The 20358-nt window shown below is 33.0% G+C and carries 13 protein-coding genes and 1 tRNA gene; 6 read left to right on the top strand and 8 right to left on the bottom strand.

The features are described from left to right. Positions 1 to 53: 53 nt before the first annotated feature. The 3 genes from AC2DZ0_RS08670 to AC2DZ0_RS08660 form a co-directional block, all read right to left on the bottom strand. The gene (locus AC2DZ0_RS08670) at positions 54 to 1505 is read right to left on the bottom strand and encodes an alpha-galactosidase (RefSeq protein WP_484641303.1); all 1452 of its coding nucleotides are present in this window, start codon (positions 1503 to 1505) and stop codon (positions 54 to 56) included. A gap of 384 nt (positions 1506 to 1889) precedes the next feature. Then, a complete protein-coding gene (locus AC2DZ0_RS08665) occupies positions 1890 to 3989 on the bottom strand; it encodes a glycoside hydrolase family 127 protein (RefSeq protein ID WP_484641302.1) in 2100 nt (699 codons plus the stop codon). Between the two features lie 606 nt (positions 3990 to 4595). Then, positions 4596 to 4670: transfer RNA gene (locus tag AC2DZ0_RS08660), tRNA-Pro, on the bottom strand. A 234-nt stretch (positions 4671 to 4904) separates the two neighbouring features. Between AC2DZ0_RS08660 and trxB the strand changes: the two genes are divergently transcribed. The 5 genes from trxB to AC2DZ0_RS08635 all read left to right on the top strand — a co-directional run bounded on the left by trxB (position 4905) and on the right by AC2DZ0_RS08635 (position 11458). Further along, positions 4905 to 5852 carry a thioredoxin-disulfide reductase gene (trxB, locus tag AC2DZ0_RS08655; RefSeq protein WP_484489686.1) on the top strand — a complete coding sequence of 316 codons (948 nt, stop codon included), beginning with the start codon at positions 4905 to 4907 and terminating at the stop codon, positions 5850 to 5852. 107 nt (positions 5853 to 5959) lie between these two features. After that, positions 5960 to 7927 (top strand): transglutaminase family protein, encoded by a 1968-nt coding sequence (locus AC2DZ0_RS08650; protein ID WP_484641300.1) that lies wholly within the window; start codon positions 5960 to 5962, stop codon positions 7925 to 7927. Position 7928: 1 nt separating this feature from the next. Then, complete coding sequence (locus AC2DZ0_RS08645; protein WP_484641298.1) at positions 7929 to 8468, top strand: YfiT family bacillithiol transferase; 540 nt, start codon at positions 7929 to 7931, stop codon at positions 8466 to 8468. A 5-nt stretch (positions 8469 to 8473) separates the two neighbouring features. Then, positions 8474 to 9037, top strand: coding sequence for a pentapeptide repeat-containing protein (locus AC2DZ0_RS08640; protein ID WP_484641296.1), 564 nt, complete (start codon positions 8474 to 8476; stop codon positions 9035 to 9037). 18 nt (positions 9038 to 9055) lie between these two features. Then, positions 9056 to 11458, top strand: coding sequence for a penicillin acylase family protein (locus tag AC2DZ0_RS08635; RefSeq protein ID WP_484641294.1), 2403 nt, complete (start codon positions 9056 to 9058; stop codon positions 11456 to 11458). A gap of 40 nt (positions 11459 to 11498) precedes the next feature. Here AC2DZ0_RS08635 and cysM read toward each other — a convergent pair whose 3' ends face one another. From cysM to AC2DZ0_RS08610, 5 genes are all read right to left on the bottom strand, one after another. Continuing rightward, positions 11499 to 12389: a cysteine synthase CysM gene (gene cysM / locus AC2DZ0_RS08630; protein WP_484641292.1), complete on the bottom strand. Its 891-nt coding sequence runs from the start codon at positions 12387 to 12389 to the stop codon at positions 11499 to 11501. 17 nt (positions 12390 to 12406) lie between these two features. After that, positions 12407 to 13204: a serine O-acetyltransferase EpsC gene (gene epsC / locus AC2DZ0_RS08625; protein ID WP_484641290.1), complete on the bottom strand. Its 798-nt coding sequence runs from the start codon at positions 13202 to 13204 to the stop codon at positions 12407 to 12409. A gap of 245 nt (positions 13205 to 13449) precedes the next feature. Beyond that, positions 13450 to 14910: a family 43 glycosylhydrolase gene (locus AC2DZ0_RS08620; RefSeq protein ID WP_484641288.1), complete on the bottom strand. Its 1461-nt coding sequence runs from the start codon at positions 14908 to 14910 to the stop codon at positions 13450 to 13452. 2 nt (positions 14911 to 14912) lie between these two features. Next, on the bottom strand, positions 14913 to 17069 hold the full coding sequence (locus tag AC2DZ0_RS08615) for an HAD-IIB family hydrolase (RefSeq protein WP_484641287.1): 2157 nt from the start codon (positions 17067 to 17069) through the stop codon (positions 14913 to 14915). 197 nt (positions 17070 to 17266) lie between these two features. Beyond that, positions 17267 to 18427, bottom strand: a complete 1161-nt coding sequence (locus AC2DZ0_RS08610; protein ID WP_484641285.1) for a 2-isopropylmalate synthase — start codon at positions 18425 to 18427, stop codon at positions 17267 to 17269. Between the two features lie 383 nt (positions 18428 to 18810). Here AC2DZ0_RS08610 and AC2DZ0_RS08605 point away from each other — a divergent pair, with 383 nt between their 5' ends. Continuing rightward, a complete protein-coding gene (locus AC2DZ0_RS08605) occupies positions 18811 to 20352 on the top strand; it encodes a hypothetical protein (RefSeq protein ID WP_484641284.1) in 1542 nt (513 codons plus the stop codon). Positions 20353 to 20358 lie beyond the last annotated feature (6 nt).

Raw genomic sequence — 20358 nt, 5'->3', positions numbered from 1 at the left:
TGGACCTAAGTCTATTAAACAATTGTTCTTTTGAACGTATTTTTTTAATGCTATTAATAGAAATCTGATAAAATATTTTTAGAGCCTTTTTCATAATCCCATAAATATTCTCCTGTTTCTTTGATGCATTTTTTACCATAGTGATGTGGTAAAACAGAAACCAATGGATATCCTACTTTTGTTTTGTAACTATTTAAATGATCTAGGAAGTTCTTTTCTGTGAGAACATCGGTATCATTTCCTCCAATATGATCTAAATTAATACCTCTACCTGGAGCGGATTTGTAGCAAATTTCGTAATGTGTTTTTACGCGTCCTTTCCAATTGTATTTGTCATTTAACCAAACATCATTAGTTCTAATAATATCTGAATATTTAGCGAGAAAAATATCAGGAACATGAAACTCCATTTCAATGTTTTTATCAATGTCTTTTGCTGCTTTATATAGTGCTCTATGAATTGGTAACATATCAGATTTTGAATTGTATGACATGTCGATTTTAAACTTCATTACTCCCATATTGTGAAAACGAGATATTACTTCAGAAGCGTAGTCATAAATATCCGATTGAGCATTTAACCATTGTACGTCATCTTTTCTGTCAGCTTTGGTACCTTGCATAAAATTCCCTAATAATTCTGGGTATTTTTTTGCCGCTAAACTAGTTTTGTGAATTTTTGGAAACCCAATCCATAATCCTGGTGTAAACCCTCTCTCATTTATTGAATCCATTGTTTTTCTGAAATTTGGAAATTTTTTTGTGTCAGGAATCCAAGAACCATAACCCGAATTTATTTTACCATTAGGAAATATTCCCCATCCATGATCTAAGGTCAATTTTCCTTTTGGATATCCAAATTCAATAATTTTATCCATGTAATACTTAACAAAATCATCATTCAATAAATGAAAATGCTCTTGTCTTTTTGTAGCTAGTTTTTTCTGTTCAGACCAAGTGCAGTACTCTACATCTTCCCAAAATTTAGGTGTTTGCGTAAAAGGTGAAATATTCAACCTTTTCATCATGATTCTATTGTATTCTTTCCAGGCTTCATCTTCATTTCCTTTTTCATTCAAGAAAAGTTCTTGCCCTTCTGGTATTGTAACGGTCAATGTTTCCTCACCATCAAAACTAAACGTGGAGTTTTCATAGCCTAATGTTGTCATAAACCCAATAAATTTCCCTTTAGCGTCAATAATAACTGGAGATCCAGATGTTCTGTCGGCTTTACATGTAAAAGGGTTTTGTGTAAATTTATGTGATTGGTAGTAATAAGCATTTCCACCTTTTTGTTCTGCTGTTCCTACACTTTGATATGGGCAAAATAAAGGAGTAGCAACTTTAATTTTAAGTTCTTTACCTTCTCCAGTTATAGTTTCACTTTGAGGCAATAATGCAGCACCTTTTATATCAACTAATTGATTCATACCTAAAGCAGGGATTCCTGTCATTGCAATGCTTCCAAGTCCTGCTTTTTTTAAAAATTCTCTTCTATTGCTCATTGTGTTTTTTATTTTTCAACTATGTTTAATAATTTATGTAAAGATTGTAGTACTTGGGGTTAATAGTATGTGTATAAATAATAACACAACTAGTTTTACCTCTCTTGAATATTTCTTTCCACGAACAGTAGAAAACGCATTCGAAATATATTCCCTGGTGATTGGCGGTCTTATGGGGTGGTATTCAGAATGTTGGGTTTTCCAAGAATAACTTAATTATGAGTTTTATTTTTTCTTTTGAACTCTCGTCTTCTTATTATCTTTTCAGCTTATTTTTTGTTTACTGTAACCGATACAAAGATTTTCAGCAATACGGTAGAACTTATTTATTACCAATTCGCCTTTGGAAGCACGTAATTTTACGCATCTTTCGATATTTAATACTCAATCCAATATCAATGGTAACCAGACGCTCATTTCAGATTCACCCCTGTTTGACCATGCAAAATACGGTACAAACTGTGCCTTATGATTTTCCCATTTTAAATCTAAAATTTCCCTGTACATTCCTTTCTTTTTATTCTTTCTAAGTTTAATGTTCCCCGAAATAGCAGTTACACCACCTAATAATTCAGGTTTGTAAGTAGCTGTTAAATTAGATTCTACTGGTAAATAAGCATCTAATATACTTGTGTTTTTTGGTAAGTCTGGAGATTCCAAACAATATACTACTGGACCTCTTTTGATCGCTGCTTGATTTCTAACCTCTTCAATTAAAGGGTTTCCTTCCAGTAACTTAATGTCCATTGGTAAGCTAAGGGATATCACATCTCCCGTTTTCCATATACGATTAACTACCGCAAAACTTCCAGGTTTTGCATTTGTTTTGATGGTTTTTCCATTTACCTCTATTGCAAAATTACTAGCCCAATCAGGAATTCTTAAGAGAACATCAAAAGCTTCATTTTTGCATTCATTAATGGTGATTTTTATATCACCATTCCATGGATAATTTGTTTCTTGTTTTAATTTAATATTAGTCCCATCAACCAATTTTGTGTCTAATTTATTACCTCCATAAAGGTTTACTGCAATCCCGTTTTCTGATAGGCTATAAGCCCAAGCAGATGATTTTGCTATTGTTCTTACTAAATTTGGAGGACAGCAAAAACATGGAATGTATGAAGTTCTGTCTGGGTAATCAGTAATTCCCATTTTATGTCCGGCAGTTCTTCTTAAAGGGTTTGTGTAGAAATAGGTATTTCCTTCTAAACTGATTCCGGAAAGAGCACTATTATATAAGACCAATTCCATGATGTCAGCATGTTTTGAATCTCCTTTTACACCTAGCATTCTATAATTGAACATGGCATTACATAGGTTGGCACAAGTCTCATTATAGGCATTCGCATTATGCATTTCATAATCAATGGTAAAAGCCTCATGGACAAAATCTCTATTAGAGGAACCTCCATCATGTTTTTGGCCACAGGCTCCGGTAACGAACATTTTTTTATCAACTATATTTCCCCAAATTTTATCTAAAGCATCAATCAAGGCTTTTTCCCCAGTTTCGGCATAAACGTCAGCAGCACCCGCATAATAATAAAGTGCTAAAACGGCATGTCCTACGGCTTCTTCAGATTCTCTTAAAGGGGTTCTTTCTTGGGTCATGTCCCCAACGAATTGATACCTAACGGTAGGATGAGGTTCAACTTTGGATTTACCTCTCATATTGATGAATATTTCAGCTAACTCTAAGTATCTTTTATCTTTTGTAGTCCTATATAATTCAACTAACCCCATAATTTGCACTTGGTTAAAACCGAATCGTGCTAATTCTTTAGGTTGTGGTTGGAATGTGTCATATAAGTTATTGGCATGTTTGATGGCAATATCTAAAAAATTAGTTTTACCAGTAACCCTAAAATAAATTGAAGCTGCAATGTAAAGATGGCCACTATTATACATTTCATGATACTTCCTTTCACTAAAAGGGCTAACATCTTTTAATTGTATTTGAGTTTGTAAATAACCATTGTCTTCCTGTGCCTTAGCGATGATTTCAATGAGGCTATCCAGTTCGTTTAAAATCTTTTCATCTTTATTTATAGCGTATATATAAGTTGCTGCTTCCATCCACTTATAAAAGTCCCCATCATGCCAGTTCATTCCTTTGTGCTCACCTTCTTTCAATCCAGCAGCTATTTTAAAATTGTTCAAAGCATGTCCGGTATCTCCTTTAAGAACTTCTCCCATATAGGGCACCATAACTTCTTCTGCCACTTTGAATTTATCAGCCCAGAAACCATTAGTCCATTGACAATCTCCAATATTTAAGCTTTTTAATTTTACATGTGGACTATTTGCTGTGTTAATTGCACCCTTATTATTATCTAAATCAAGATTTTTGCTAGGGTTATGTTTAAGAGAAGCGCTATTTTTATTTGGGGCTTCAGATTTCTGCTTGCAGGAAATAATTAATGTTAAGCAAAATAAGAGGATAATCGCTTTTTTCATGTCTGTATGTAATATAGTTTTCATTCGATCGGTGAATTTTTTTTTTCTGTTTTTTATATGCCAGGTAAATGATGAAAAATCTCAATCTATATTTTGTGTTCCAAATGAATTAGTATTTTACCTAGGGAATACAAAAGTGTTTGAACGCAATATGAAACTGTTTAGAAGTGTACTTTTTTCATGATTACAAGCTAGTAAGGCAAATATCCCTTTAAACGAAAGTAATTTGGTACCTGTGAGTAAATTCACGGTATTTATAGGTCAATTACCTTAAGTTTTCAGGGAATTCGTTTGTATTCATAGAATACCAAAAACGTAATCATAATATGAATTTTTGATACAATGAGTACCTTTTTAGAAATAGATTATTGTTACAGAATTTTATTTTAAATGTGTATTGTCTCTTTCTTCTTTTGTGTATGCTGCTTATTGTAAGGGATAGCTACAAACAAAGAGCATTATAAAATTATAGATAATAAAAAATCGAAAACCCTGCTAAAGTATGCTTATGAGTTTTCTAATCCTGAGTGGATTTTATAGGTAGGTTCCTCTTTGTAGAGGAAGTGCTTAAAACAAAAAACACTGTTAGTAGAAAACTAACAGTGTTTTGTTAAAACCTATAAAGGTTTGTCGGGGTGGCAGGATTCGAACCTGCGACCTCCTCGTCCCAAACGAGGCGCGATGACCGGGCTACGCTACACCCCGAGAGTGTTGATGAAATCAGTGCCCGATTTCGAATTGCAAATATAGTTAAAACAACTATTTTGACAATTAAAAAAATGAAAAAATATAAAGTTTTTTTTCGAGGGCTAGAATGAAGATTTTATTTTGAAGCAGAGATTGTTTTTCCTTATAATCGGATTATAAAAAATTATAAACATTGCGGTATTTGGCTGACTAAAAAGTTTATTTTTGTTTCACAAATTTAAATACAATATTATGTCAGATACAATAGAGAGAATCAAATGTCTTATTATCGGTTCTGGACCTGCAGGATACACTGCTGCAATATATGCTGCTAGAGCAGATTTGAAACCTGTTATGTATACTGGTTTGCAAATGGGGGGACAATTAACAACAACAACAGAAGTTGATAACTTTCCTGGATATCCAAATGGAACGGATGGAACTGCAATGATGGAAGATTTGAAAAACCAAGCAGAGCGTTTTGGAACAGAAGTACGTTTTGGGTTGGCAACAGAAGTTAATTTTTCAAAAGAAGTTGGTGGTGTACACTCAATAATTATTGATGGGGCTACTAAAATTGAGGCTGAAACTGTGATTATTTCTACAGGGGCAACAGCGAAGTATTTGGGACTAGAAAGTGAAGAGAAATTAAAAGGTGGTGGAGTTTCTGCTTGTGCTACTTGTGATGGTTTCTTTTATAAAGGACAAGATGTAGTAGTTGTAGGTGCAGGTGATACTGCTGCTGAAGAGGCTACTTATTTAGCTAATATTTGTAATAAAGTTACTTTATTAGTTCGTAAAGATTATATGCGAGCATCTAAAGCAATGCAGCATAGAGTTGAGAGAACTGAAAACTTAGAGGTTATGTTTAATACGGAAATCGAAGAAGTATTAGGTGACTCGGTGGTAGAAGGTGTAAGAGCTTTTAACAATCAAACAAACGAGAAGCAAGATATTCCTGTAACAGGTGTTTTTATTGCTATTGGTCATAAACCAAATACGGATATTTTTAAAGATATTTTAGATATGGATGATGCTGGTTATTTGATTACTGAAGGAAAATCTACAAAAACAAATTTACCTGGGGTTTTTGCAGCAGGTGATGTACAGGATAAAGAATACAGACAAGCTGTTACGGCTGCGGGTACTGGTTGTATGGCAGCGTTAGATGCAGAACGTTATTTAGGGTCTTTAGAGTAAGATTTACGATAATTTATTAAGAGCTGCATGAAATTCATGCGGCTTTTTTTATGTCTTGATTTGAAGGTTTCACTCCTGGTTGATTTTGTATATTCGTAAAAAAATCTGTGAAAAAAAATAATTTCTTAAAGGTGATTGTTGTAATGCTCTTCGTGGCAGTTGGTGTAAAAGCTCAAGAGTCTAATTTTACTACCGCTTATAAAGTGTCGGAAAAAGATTTGGTAAATAACTTGTATCCTCAAGACTCTCTTGCAAATGCTTTGGTGATTTTTGAATCTGGAAATAGTTTTATTGAACGATCTGAATATACGATAGTAACTCATTATAAAAAGAAAATCAAAATACTAAACACTGATGGGTTTGAGCATGCAACGGTAAAATTGTACTTATATGAGGGCAAAAATGGTTTTGAAAAAGTAAAAGATATCAAAGCAACTTCTTATGTCAAAGAGGACGGGAAAGTTACTGTAATAGACATGGATAAGTCTCAAGTTTTTGAAGAAGAGTTAAATGAGAATTATAGCACGGTTACCTTTACTTTACCAAATATAAAGGTAGGTTCGGTAATTACCTATAGTTACACCATTAGGTCACCTTATATTTATAATTTTCATAATTGGAATTTTCAATCTGATATTCCAAAATTATTTAGTGAGTATACTACTAAAATTCCAGCCAATTATAATTATAATATAAAATTGGTGGGTATTCAAAAGTTAGATAAAAATCAGAATGAAATAGAAAGAGATTGTTTCACATTCGGTACGGCTAGTGCAGATTGTACAAAATCTTATTATTTAATGAAAAACATTCCTGCTTTTATTGAGGAAGATTTCATGACAGCCAAGGATAATTATCTTTCAAAAATTGAATATGAATTGATGCAGCTTAAGTATTTTGATGGAAGAGTTGATAATATTACGAAAGAATGGCGAGATGCAGATCGAGAAATAAAATCGAAGTCCTTAGGAAAAGAATTACGAAAATCTAGCTCAGTAAAGGGAGTGTTGCCACTAAATATTGTGTCGGAACCTGATCCTTTGAGAAAGGCAAAGGCTATTTTTGAATATGTTCAAAACAATTATGTTTGGAATGAGGATTACTATCTGTATACGAATATTTCTGTAAAAAAAATGGTTGAGGAGAAATCTGGGAATATTGGTTCTATGAATACCTTGCTTCATAATTTATTAAAGGCGAATGGAATCGAAGTATATCCAGTGATTTCTTCTACTCGAGCAAACGGACTACCAACTAAGTTGTTTCCAGTTCCTTCAGAGTTTAATTATTTATTGGTAAAGGCTACAATCAATGGGAAAAGTTATTTGTTAGACGCATCTGATCCATATACTTCTTTTGGCCAATTACCTTTTAGATGTTTAAATACCTATGGTAGACAATTGGATTTTAAAAAAGGTAGTGACTGGGTTTCGCTTGAAAACAAAAAAGGTTCAATGAGTTTTATGAGTTTGGATTTGAAGTTTGTGGACCCAAATTCATTAAAAGGTAAAATGAAAACCGGGTATTCTGGATATCATGCTCTAGAAAAAAAGAAAAAATACTACCCAAATCCTGCGAATTATCAAAATAAATTACAGGAAGAATTTGAAGGGTTTGAACTAAAAAATTATGCATTGAAAAGTTCTGGGCCCGATGATGAAAAATTTAAAGAGGAGCTAGAATTGGAAAGAGACTTTGAAATTGATGTTGCCTCAGGAATTTATTTAGATCCTTTTTTTTATAAGTTTTTTACAAAAAATCCTTTCAAACTTCAACACAGAACCTATCCTGTGGATTTTGGTTATGAGGATAGTTACTTATATAGAGTTAATTTGGATGTTGGGGAGTTTTATGAAATAGGAGAATTGCCGGAGTCTGTGAATATAAGTTTACCTGAGCGGAAAGGTGATTTTATTTGTAATACTACCAAAACGGGAAGTGTTTTGACGGTTAACTTTAGACTTAATTTTAGAGAAAGTCAATATCAGCCAGCGTTGTATGAGGGATTGAAAAAAATAATGGAAAAGGCGGTTTCTGCTCAGTTAAATTCAATTGTTGTATTAAAGAAAAAATAATATGAAAGAACAAGAATTATATAGGTTGAGATTTCCGATAGGAGAGTTTGAAAAACCTGAGTCTATATCAGCTAAACAGATTGAAGATTGGATTTTGGAGATAGAATTATTTCCAGAAAGAATGCAGAAAGTGGTTGCAAACTTAATAAGAGAAGAACTAAATTATAAATATAGACCAGAGGGATGGACTCTAAAACAGGTGGTTCATCATTGCGTGGATAGTCATATGAATTGCTTGATAAGAATTAAACTTGCATTAACAGAGGACGTGCCAGCTATTCGCCCTTATTATGAAGATCGTTTTGCTGAATTACCAGATTCTTTCGAGGATAATCTTGAGGTTTCACTGTTGTTATTAAAAGGCTTGCATGCAAAACTAGTACAAGTGATGAAAGGATTGAAAAAAGAGGATTTAAAAAGAGAGTATATGCATCCAGAACATGGTACAAAATTTAAGTTAGAGGATGTCATTGGGTCATACGCTTGGCATTCAAACCATCATCTTGCACATGTAAAACAAGCATTGGAATTGAAATATTAGATTTAATGGAACTCGATAAAAAATTTGAAAATATTGATTATACAAAGAAGCGTTTGCCGAAAATGGAGTACGATTCCTGCGTATTTATGAATTGTGACTTTTCAGGTTCTCAAATTTCGAATATTGAGTTTATAGATTGTCAATTTATTAATTGCAATCTTAGTAATGTTGAGGTTATTAATACGGCTTTTAAAGAGGTTTTATTTGAAGATTGTAAGATAGTTGGAGTGGATTATAGTCACTGTAATACTTTTTTATTGAATTTTTCCTTTATCAAAAGTCAGCTAAGCTATTCCGTATTTTATCAACTAGAAATAAAAGAAACTATTTTTAGAAATTGTAACTTAGAGGAAGTTGATTTTACACAAGCTGATCTTACGAAGGCTATATTTGATAATTGTGATTGTAAAAAATCGATTTTTGCAAATACGAATTTAGAAAAGGCAGATTTCTATTCGTCCTATCATTATCATATTGACCCGGAAAGAAATAAAATTAAAAATGCCACTTTTTCTAAAGAAGGTGTTTTAGGATTGTTGGTAAAATATAATTTAAACATTCTAGATTAATTTATTAAAACATACAATATGCTTATTTTAAAAAGAATCCTTTGGAGTTTAGTGGGGTTGATACTGCTTTTAATTGTTTTTGTTTATTCTTATTCAGTTTATCAACAACCTCAATATAAAGGAAATCTCGAATTACAAGGGATAGAAGCTAATGTAAATGTCTATTATGATAATGTTGGTGTTCCTCATATAGAGGCTCTTTCGGAGAAAGATGCTTATACAGCTTTGGGGTATGTCCATGCACAGGATAGGTTATGGCAAATGGAAGTTCTAAGGCGTGTAGCAGCTGGACGATTGTCGGAACTATTTGGTGATAAAACCATTGAGGTAGATCGTTTTTTTAAGAGTTTAGGTATAGAAGAAGCTGCTAAAGAAACCATCCAGACGTTAGATACCACGACTTCTAGTTATTTACTGACAAAAGCTTATTTAGCTGGGATAAATGAATATATAAAAAATGGAAGAACGCCTTTTGAATTTCATGTGTTAGGATTGGAAAAGGAATTGTATCAGTTGAATGATGTTTATAATGTTTTTGGGTATATGGCATTTAGTTTTGCCATGGCTCATAAAACGGACCCTTTGTTGACTGCATTAAAATCAAAATTGGGAGATGCATATTTGAGAGATTTACCTATTGAAATAGATTCTTCTAGAACCAGTATTTTAGGAACTCCAGTTTCGCAGGGGCAAGAGGACTACACGGCTGTAATTTCATCTCTGATAAAGAATTTACCTGTACCTACATTTGTAGGGTCAAATTCGTGGGTAGTAGGTCCTGAAAAAACAAAAGAGGGAAAAGTAATTTTCTCAAATGATCCTCATATTGGTTTTTCACAACCAGCTGTTTGGTATCAAGCCCATTTGAAAACTCCTGATTTTGAAAGTTATGGTTTTCATCTTGGTTTAACACCCTTTGCGTTGCTAGCACATAACAGAGATTATGCATATGGTATTACTATGTTTGAAAATGATGATATAGATTTTTATGTTGAGACACCATCTGTGAAACAAGAAAATAGGTATTTGTATAAAGGTATGGAGATACCATATCAGGTTTCTGAAAAGAGTATTGAGGTAAAAGGAGGTGATCCTGTAACGTTTAAATTAAGGAATACAATACATGGTCCGATTGTCAATGATTTGATAGAACAGATTGATAGTGATTTTCCGGTTTCTATGGATTGGATCTATACAAAACATGAAAATAAATTATTAGAAGCTTCCTACCAAATGTCACATTCTAAGTCTGTATTAGAATTTCAAAATGCAGTTCGTCTAATACATGCGCCCGGTTTGAATATGATGTATGGAGATGCTAAAGGAAATATAGCTTGGTGGGCTGCAGCAAAACTAATGGAGCATACGAATGGTGTTAATCCAAAATTTGTTTTAAGCGGAGCCGAAGGAGAGGATGATGAATTGTTACCGGTAGATTTTTCTAAGAACCCCCAATCATTAAATCCGAGTGCTAATTTTGTGTATTCTGCAAATAATCAGTCTTTTGCAGTTGTAGAACAAAATGGTATACAGGAACAAAAAGGTTATCATGGTTATTACCTTCCGGAAGATAGAGGAAGAAGGATTGTTGAGTTGTTAACTGATAAAACAAATATTACTCAAGAGGAAATGATGAAGATGACTTTAGATGTGACCTCGAGTACGGCAAAAGAATTTATTTCCTTGTTTCCTCTGAAAGAATTATTACGTTCAGGTTCTGAAAATGTAGTTAGAGCATGTCAGTTGTTAGAAAGTTGGGATGCTGATTTTACAATTGAATCTATCCCTGCAACAATTTACATGAAATTGGTTTATGTATATTTAGAAGAGACTCTTAAAGATGAAATGGGAGGAGAGCTATTTGAACAGTTTTTAAATACGCATGTTCAAAAAAGAACGATCAACTTCCTAATAGAAAATTCTAATTCAATATGGTGGGATAAAGTTGGTACAGCTCAAAGGATGGAGACTAGAAAAGAAATTTTAACAATGACCTTTAATAGAGCTATTTCAGATTTGGAAAATCAATTAGGAAAAGATATTGAAACTTGGAAATGGGGGAGCGTACATACAGTTGAACATGAACACCCGTTAGGGGCTGTAGCTGTGTTTAGGCCTTTTTTAAATATAGGTCCCTTCGCAACTCATGGTGCAAATGAAGTTTTGAATAATTTACAATATCAAATCAATGCTTCCGGTTTGTATAAAGTAAAATCAGGTCCATCCACACGTAGGGTAATTGATTTTTCAAATATAGAAAATAGTAAGGCCATCATTCCTACCGGTCAGTCTGGTAATCCATTTAGTGAGTTTTACAAAAATCAATCTCAAAAATATTTGAATGGAGAATTTGTTCCAATGTTATTAAATGAAACTGAAATTCGAAAATCAAAAAACTATTTGGTACTAGAACCAAAATAAAAAAGGAAACAGATGTAAGCTGTTTCCTTTATGTTTTTTGTTATGATTCGAATAAATCAGAGGATAAATAACGATCTCCACGATCACAAATAATGGCGACTATTACGCCAGATTCAAGTTCATTTGCGATTTTAACAGCGGTTGCAACAGATCCTCCGCTACTCATACCTGCAAAGATACCTTCTTCATTAGCCAAACGTTTGGTCATGGCTCGAGCTTCTGTTTCGCTAACCTCAAGAACGCGATCTACTCTTTTGGCGTCATATATTTTAGGCAAATATTCTTCGGGCCATTTTCTAATTCCTGGAATTTTTGAGCCATCACTTGGATGAGCACCAATGATTTGAATATCTTGATTTTGTTCTTTTAAATACCTTGAGGTTCCCATAATGGTACCGGTGGTTCCCATAGCAGAAACAAAATGGGTAACGCTTCCTTGGGTATCTCTCCATATTTCAGGACCGGTAGTTTTATAATGTGCTCTCCAATTGTCTTTGTTCGCAAATTGATTCAACATTATATAACCTCCTTCAGCAACCTTTTTATCTGCATAATCTCTTGATCCAATAATTCCTTCAGAAGCCGGTGTAAGCACAACTTTTGCGCCATAAGCTCGCATGGTTTGAGTTCTCTCTTTGGTTGAGTTTTCAGGTAGAACTAATTCGATTTTGATGCCTAAAATTTGAGCAATCATCGCTAGAGCAATCCCCGTGTTACCACTTGTAGCCTCAATTAAAATATCATTTTTTTTAATCACTCCTTTCTCCAAGGCAGATGCAATCATATTATATGCTGCTCTGTCCTTTACGCTCCCACCAGGATTATTTCCTTCTAATTTTAAAAGAAGTTGAACGTTTTTGTTTTTTACTAAATTTTGACTTATTACTAAAGGAGTATTTCCAATTAAATCAACAAGTTTTTTAGGCTTCATAGAATGGTATTAAGGAATTAACGATCTTCTTTTTCTTTTATTTTTACCTCGGTAGTTGTAGTATTTAAAACGATTGAGTTTTCCGGTGTTGAGCGCGTAACCCAAGAGTTACCACCCACGATACTGTTTTTACCGATTATAGTTTCACCACCAAGAATTGTTGCATTTGCATAGATGCATACATGTTCTTCTACAGTAGGATGTCTTTTGGCATTCTTCATGTCTTTACTAACACTCAATGCGCCCAACGTAACACCTTGATATACCTTTACATATTTATGAATATGAGCAGTTTCTCCAATAACAATACCTGTTGCATGATCAATAAAAAATGGGGAATCAATTTCTGCTCCAGCATGAATATCTGTTCCAGTTATTCTATGAGCGTATTCACTCATTAGTCGAGAGAAAAGAGGCATTTTTAAGAGGTATAACTCATGACTTAGTCTGTAGATTGCAATAGCATAAAACCCTGGATAAGCAAGGTATACTTCTTGTAGATCATTGGATGCAGGATCGTTTTCTAAAATGAAATTTGCATCTTGATTTAATTTTTCTAAAACATTCGGTAAGCTTGCTAAAAATTTATCCCAAATGGAATCGCATAGATCTTCCGGTTTTTTGCAAGCGACCACAGAAATTTGTTTGAACAGAGATTCAAGTTCATCGATGCTTTTATGTAAGTCAGCGTTTGTATCAAAAAGAGTATAGAATAATTTTTCTGTAAATGCTTCTGTTTTTGTTTTGATACCGTAATTTATAGCGGTGTGATTCTTTAAAGAATCAATATTTTTGATAATCAGATCTTTTGTCATGATTACTGATGTTAAATGTTAATTTAATAATTTAAATGCAAGTTAATTTAGAACCAGCAACAACAAAGACACGCATAAATTTTTGTGCGAAAAATAATTAGATTATGTGCTTGTTGTAGTAACATCTTTGTAGTCTAAAGTAGACTTCAAAAGTACTAAAGTAAAACTTAGCATTCAAGTCGTTGTTTCACAAGTTTTCTTACAATAAAAAAGCCTTACTTGGTAGGTAAGGCTGAAGACGTTTTTTATTCTTGTTTGATGCCGTATTCTGTTTCTGGTTCGGCTAATTTTTTTAAATAGCTGTTTGTTAATCCTGCTTTTCCCGAAGAACAATAAATGCCGATATAGCCACCTTGAAATAAGGAATCTACTAAGGTGAGTCTTACAGTTCCATTAATTGATAATTCAATATAAGTACCATAGGCAATCAATGAGAACTTAATTTTTTTGTTTTCGCTGTGTTCAAATTGATTTATTTGTAAGTTTTTAAAAATAAAATTGTTCGCAATATCCTGATCGTTGTGACCCCATTGTCTAATTTGGACAAAACCATTTAAGTAATCAAAAGAGATATAGTATCCATTTCCGTTAGAGTCTGAGTTAAATACCAGACCGCATTTTCCTAGGTTGTAGAGTTGGAGTTCTCCTTCCCAAATAAAGTTTTTAAAAGGGTTTTTACATCCGAATAATTCATAACCACTTTTGGTACTTACAATTCTTTCTTCTAGGGTTTCAATAATAACACTGGTTGGATTATTTAATAGTGTTTCAGTTTTATTAAAACCTGTTTGAGGGATTGTTTTTGTTACTTTTTCTTCCCAACGATAAAAAGATTTTAGTTTCAGTCGCCCTTTTTTATCTGCCACAATTTCTTTAGGAGGGGTGATTATTCGGTAGGTGTTTACGCTTTTTCCGGAAAAATAAAAGCTATAGACTAAAAGGTGTTTTCCGTCTTTTACAACTCTACCAGCGTAATTTCCTTTAGGCAAAAGTACATTGCTATTGTAAGAAGCATATGTTCCTGTAAATTTATCAGAAAACCAATATCGGATTTTTAAATCTTCTCTAATAGAGCCAATTAAATAATACCTTCCGTCTATCTTGAAGGCACAAGGGCACTCTACATCATCATACACCATTGGGGAAAATAGTTGCTTTTTTAGTTTGAAGGTTTGATCTTCAAGTGTGGCAAGTCCAACGCAGCCCCTTCTTGATACAAACCCTTCTGGCCCTCTAGCGCAAATGAGCAAATGTGTTTGGTTATTATCTTTAAAGAGAAAAGGATCTCTAAAACTAAGCCATTGTCTTGGGTTATTCGTTTCAGAGCATTCATAAAAAGGAGCTTCAGATCCTATAGGTTCAAAGGAGGTGTCTTTCTCCCAGTGAATCAAGTCTTTAGATTTTGCTTTTCCTATTTTTTGAATATCACCTTGGTCCTCTCTTTTAAGTCCCGTATAGTACATTACAAAATAATCTTGCTCTTGTGAGACATGCATAGTCCAAAGCATGTCGTCATCCCATTCTCCAGGGTGGCCTACAAAAAGTGCGTTTTTATTTCTTTTCCAGTTGATACCGTCCTCAGATGTGGCATGGGCAATATAGTCATGGTTAGGAATTATTAGATGAAAGAGATGGTATTTTCCATTGTGGATAAATACATCAATATCACCAATTTCCCATTTACTAAATCCTCCTCCTGAATACATAATTATAGAACTTTATAATGTTTTAATCCTTCTAAAACACCTTCAGCAGCTATTCCCTCAGAAACATAATTGTTTTGTAAATGTAATAGTGGGATAAGTTCTTTGGTGTGGTTTTTTACAATAATCGATTTAACTAAGGGCATAAACATATCGCTATCATTCCCTGAATCTCCTGCCGTATATGTTGATTTCTTAGAGATGTTCCATTTCCGGCATATGTATTTTACAGAATTTCCTTTGGATGCTCTTCTAGGGATAATGTCTAAAAATTGATCTTGTGATGCTATGATGTTTACAAGGTGATAAATATTTCCTAAAGCCTCTTTTATTTCGTCAAGATTGAAATCTTCTTTTTTGTAATCATAAGAAATTTTATAAATGTTTTGCGACCCTAAATCTGCTTGTAATTTAAGCCATTTGATTCCACTTAAAGCTTTGTAGATGTCGTTTCGTTTCCATCGTCCTCCTATAAACTTATGCCATTTTTTGTCTAAGTGAAAACTATCTTGGTTTGGGTAGTAAATTTCTGTACCCACTGAAGAAATAACAATATCTGGTGTAGGGACATCAAATTCTTTTAAAAATTCCATTATTTTGGGTAGACTTCTTCCTGAAGCAAGAGCAAAGGCAACATTTTTAGGTCTTTGTGTTAATTGTAGTAACAGTTTTTCTAATCCTGGATTGTTAGTTTCAGGGTGTAGTAAAGTACCATCAATGTCGCAAACAATTAGTTTTTCAATGTTTTCTTTAAGTCTCAGTTGAACGGGAATTCCGGATGCATCGTAATTTTTGCTAGACGATGCTTTTAGATTTTCACAAATTCTTTTCAGGTATGTTTCAACATGACTTTCCCAGTTATATATCTTTCTGACATTAGAAATACCACTTTCAGAATGGTTTCTCCAAAGGTCATTATTTGTTAGAGTTTTTATCAATGCAGTACTTATTTCATCAGCGTTTAATGGATTTACAAGAATTCCGTTGTTACAGTTGGGAATGATCTCAGAGGGTCCACCAAACTTGGTCGCTACAACAGGTAAACCAGAGCTAGCCGCCTCGATAATGGTAAGTCCAAAATTTTCATAAAGGGTTAAACTAGCAAATACTCCTTTTTTTTCTGCGCAATATGAGTAGATCGTGGCGATTTCGTTTTCAACATCGTGTTTTTTTGGAATGGCTAGTTTTCCATAAAGATCATATTTGTCCATGAGCAAAAGAATCTCGGTTAAAACAGATTTTTCCTTTTCAGGCATGTCATTAATATCTTGTCTAATTCCTGCGAATATCACCAGGTTTGCGAGACTTTGTAATTCTTTATTTTTTCCATAGACTTCTATTAGTGTTCGTAAATTTTTATGACGGTCGGGTCTAGAAATTGCAACAATTACTGGTTTATGGGGATTTGATAAAAACTTTTCTATTTTTTCTCCAACCCAATGATGTCGTTTGCTGTTTTCATTTTCATTTTTATGACAATAATAAGGTTCAAATTTTTCAATATTTATTCCCGGTGGTATTATTTGAAATTTTGCTTGTTGATGTTTAGTATAATCTTCATAAGAATGGATTTCTTGGTGCGTGGAAGTGATAATGAATTCCGAATTTTCTAAAACAGATTCTTCAGCTTGAATCCTTTTATTGAAATTAAATTTTTTCTCAAGTTCTTCTTCGGAGTATCCTTTTTCTAAAAGTTTTATTTTTTTATGCAAGCCTAGGGAGTGGCCTGTATGACAAAAAGGGATGTTTAATATTTTCGATAATTCAACCGCTGCATAACCAGCATCGCCATAATGACTATGAATCCAATCTGGTAGGATTTCAAATTTTTTCATGTGGGCTATAGTGCCTGAGACAAAATCATCTAAATAATCCCATAAATATTCTTTGGGTTGGTATTTTTTACCGGCAAACGGTATTCTGTGTATTTCTAATTTTGAATTTATCGTTTCTTTAGATTTAGAATAACATTTTGATACTTCCGGGTCATCAATAAGTCTGGTGAAAATATGAACAGATTTTACTTTGGGGTGTTTTGATAAATGCATGGCTAGGTCATAAACATATCGAGTTTGACCTCCATTATCAGCATCTCTACCAATCTCTAGATGTTCACCTCGAATAAGTCCATGTACATTCATCAACGCAATACGTAATTTCATAGCAATATGGTTTTAGTATTATAGGTTTCAAAAAATATGTAGGGTGTAACGATTAATTACTTCATTATATTACGTTTTTTTTGGGATGTGACCAAATTTATTGCTTGTAATGAGGAGTTTACTAAACCTATGGTTGAGTTTTGAACAAAAAAAAGCCTTACTAAATTAGTAAGGCTTTTTATATCGTTTTAATCAAATTATGCTTTGATTTGACATTTTTCCATTAGGATATGCAAATCTTCATCGTTGATTTCTTTCTTTGTGTCTGCGAATTTCAAGAACTCAGGGTAAGTTGCATCTAATTGAAGTTTAGTCAACTCGTATCCGTTGTTTTTTAATCTGTATGCTAAAGCAGCTCTACCACTTCTTGCAGTTAAAACAATTGAAGATTCTGTTACTCCAACATCTGCTGGATCCATAATTTCATATGTTTCTCTGTTTTTGATAACACCATCTTGATGGATCCCAGAACTATGAGCAAAGGCATTATCACCAACAACAGCTTTGTTAGGTTGTACTACCATTCCCATGCTTTCTTGAACCAACTGACTGATACCAAAAAGCATTTGAGTGTTTACATTCGTATCTAATTCTAAATAAGGATGTTGTTTCATGATCATAACAACTTCTTCCAAAGCAGTATTACCAGCTCTTTCTCCAATACCATTAATAGTACATTCAATCTGTCTAGCACCATTAACGATACCTGCAATAGAATTGGCAGTTGCTAATCCTAAATCATTATGACAATGGCATGATAATATTACATTTTCAATACCTTTTACATTCTCTTTAAGGTATTTTATTTTTGCTCCGTATTCTTCAGGTAAACAGTAACCTGTTGTGTCAGGAATGTTTAAAACTGTAGCTCCAGATTTGATTACAGCTTCACATACACGTGCTAAATACTCGTTGTCCGTTCTACCCGCATCTTCTGCATAAAATTCAATGTCTTCAACAAAACCTTTTGCATATTTTACAGCTGCTTGAGCTCTTTCAATAATTTTTTCAGGAGTTGTATTGAATTTATATTTGATGTGAGACTCAGAAGTACCGATTCCGGTATGAATTCTTGGTCTCTTTGCTAGCTTAAGTGCTTCAGCAGCAACCTTAATGTCATTTTCATGAGCTCTAGTAAGTCCACAAACTGTTGCGTTTTTTACAATTTTAGAAATTTCTTCAACTGATTTAAAATCACCAGGACTCGAAACAGGGAAACCAGCTTCAATGATATCAACACCTAATAAATCTAATTGCTCTGCAATAACTAATTTCTGCGAAGTATTTAGTTTACATCCAGGTACTTGCTCACCATCTCTTAGGGTTGTGTCAAAAATTTGAACATGATTATCACTCATCTTTCCTTGTATTTGTGTTTTAACTATACTTCAAAAATAGCGTAAATATTAGCTTTTTTATTATCAAATATACAATGATTACTGTATTCAAATGTTTCAGGATATCATTTAAAAAACTGAAAATCAGCTATTAAGGTGTTTTCTTTTTACAATGGCTAATTGAAATATACATAAATCAAAAAGCCATTAAATAGAGTTGTTTTGTTTGTTGTTGAATTTCTTAATGTAAAATAAATTGGAATGGTTTTTAGTTTGTTTACATTATTACTGGGTGTTTTGATAGAATTTGATAAGAGGATTTCTAATTGGATGAGATTTTAAGAAAAATGTAAAAAATGTAGTAAGTTTGTTTTTCTAGTTCGTGAAACAATAAATTCTTCATTATGCCTCAGGATCAAAAAGATTCTCTTTTTTTATTGATAAAATCCTTGTCAAAATCGGAAAAACGACAATTTAAACTGTACGCAGGAAGGTTAGGAGGTAATGCCGAGGCTAATTTTATGGCACTTTTTAGTGTTATGGATAAAATGGAAGTTTATGATGAGCAGTTGATATTAAAAAAAACAAATATCAAAAAGCAACAAATCTCTAATTCTAAAGCGCATTTGTACAAGCAAATTTTAATTAGTTTACGTTTGAGTCCGATTCATCAGAATGCGAGAACTCAAATTAGAGAGCAATTGGATTTTGCAACAATTTTATACAATAAAGGATTGTACAAGCAGAGTCTAAAGATTTTAGATAAAACTAAAAATGTTGCTATTAGTAAAGAAGAATATACCTTGGCATACGAGTTAGTGGAATTAGAGAAAGTTATCGAGTCGCAGTATATCACAAGGTCTATGAGTGATCGCGCCGATATTTTATCTGTAGAGGCGAAAAATATCAGCGCAAAAAATGTAGTAGTGTCAAAATTATCTAACTTATCTCTGCAGTTGTATAGCTGGTTTTTAAAGTATGGTTATGTAAGAAACGATAATGATTTTAAGATAGTTAATGATTATTATGAAGCTCGTTTACCCAATTTTGTTTTTTCAGAACAGGGCTTTACCGGAAAAATGTTTTTGTTTCAGGCCAAATTATGGTACGCCTTTATAATTCAAGATTTTCTGTCTTGTTATAGATACTCACAAAAGTTAGTAGCCCTTTTTGATGAATATCCGGATATGAAGCAATTACATCCAGTATTTTATTTGAAAGCGGTAAATTATTCTTTGGAGTCGTTGTTTTATTTACAGCAGACTTATAAATTTAATGAAACCTTAATTTCTTTGGAGGATTCTATTGAGTATAGAAGGTTTTTTGTTAATGAGAATACCTTGTTGTTGGCAAATTTATATTTGTTTCAACATAAAATAAATCTTTATTATTTAGAAGGAGAATTTAATAAAGGAACTCAGTTTGTACCAGAAGTTTTAAGTCAGATTAAAGCTTTTGGAAAAAAAATAGATGCGCATCATGTTATGCTGTTTTATTATAAAATTGGCTGTATGTACTTCGGAGCTGGCGATTATGATAATTGTATTATTTATTTAAATAAGATTATTCAGAATAAGGATTTAAAAATGCGTGAAGATTTATTATGTTATACCAGAGTTTTAGATTTGGTTGCCCATTATGAATCTGGACAAGATCAGAATATTGATGAACTCATCAAATCCACCTATAAGTTTTTACTAAAGATGGATAATTTGTACGAGGTTCAGAAAAAAATGATAAAATTCCTTAGGAATCTGACTTCGTTATATCCAAATGAACTGAAAGATGCTTTCAAAAAATTACATAAAGAATTAAAGGAATTTGAAGATCACCCCTACGAAAAAAGAGCCTTTTTGTATTTAGATATTATTTCTTGGTTAGAATCTAATATTGAAGGGATTCCAGTTGAAGAGGTTGTAAAAAGAAAAATGCGTTCTAGAGAATAAAATTTT

It is taken from the genome of Flavicella sp. IMCC45668, assembly GCF_057219105.1.
The sequence above is the reverse complement of the archived record's forward strand: the minus strand, read 5'-3'. Positions and strand labels throughout refer to the sequence as shown.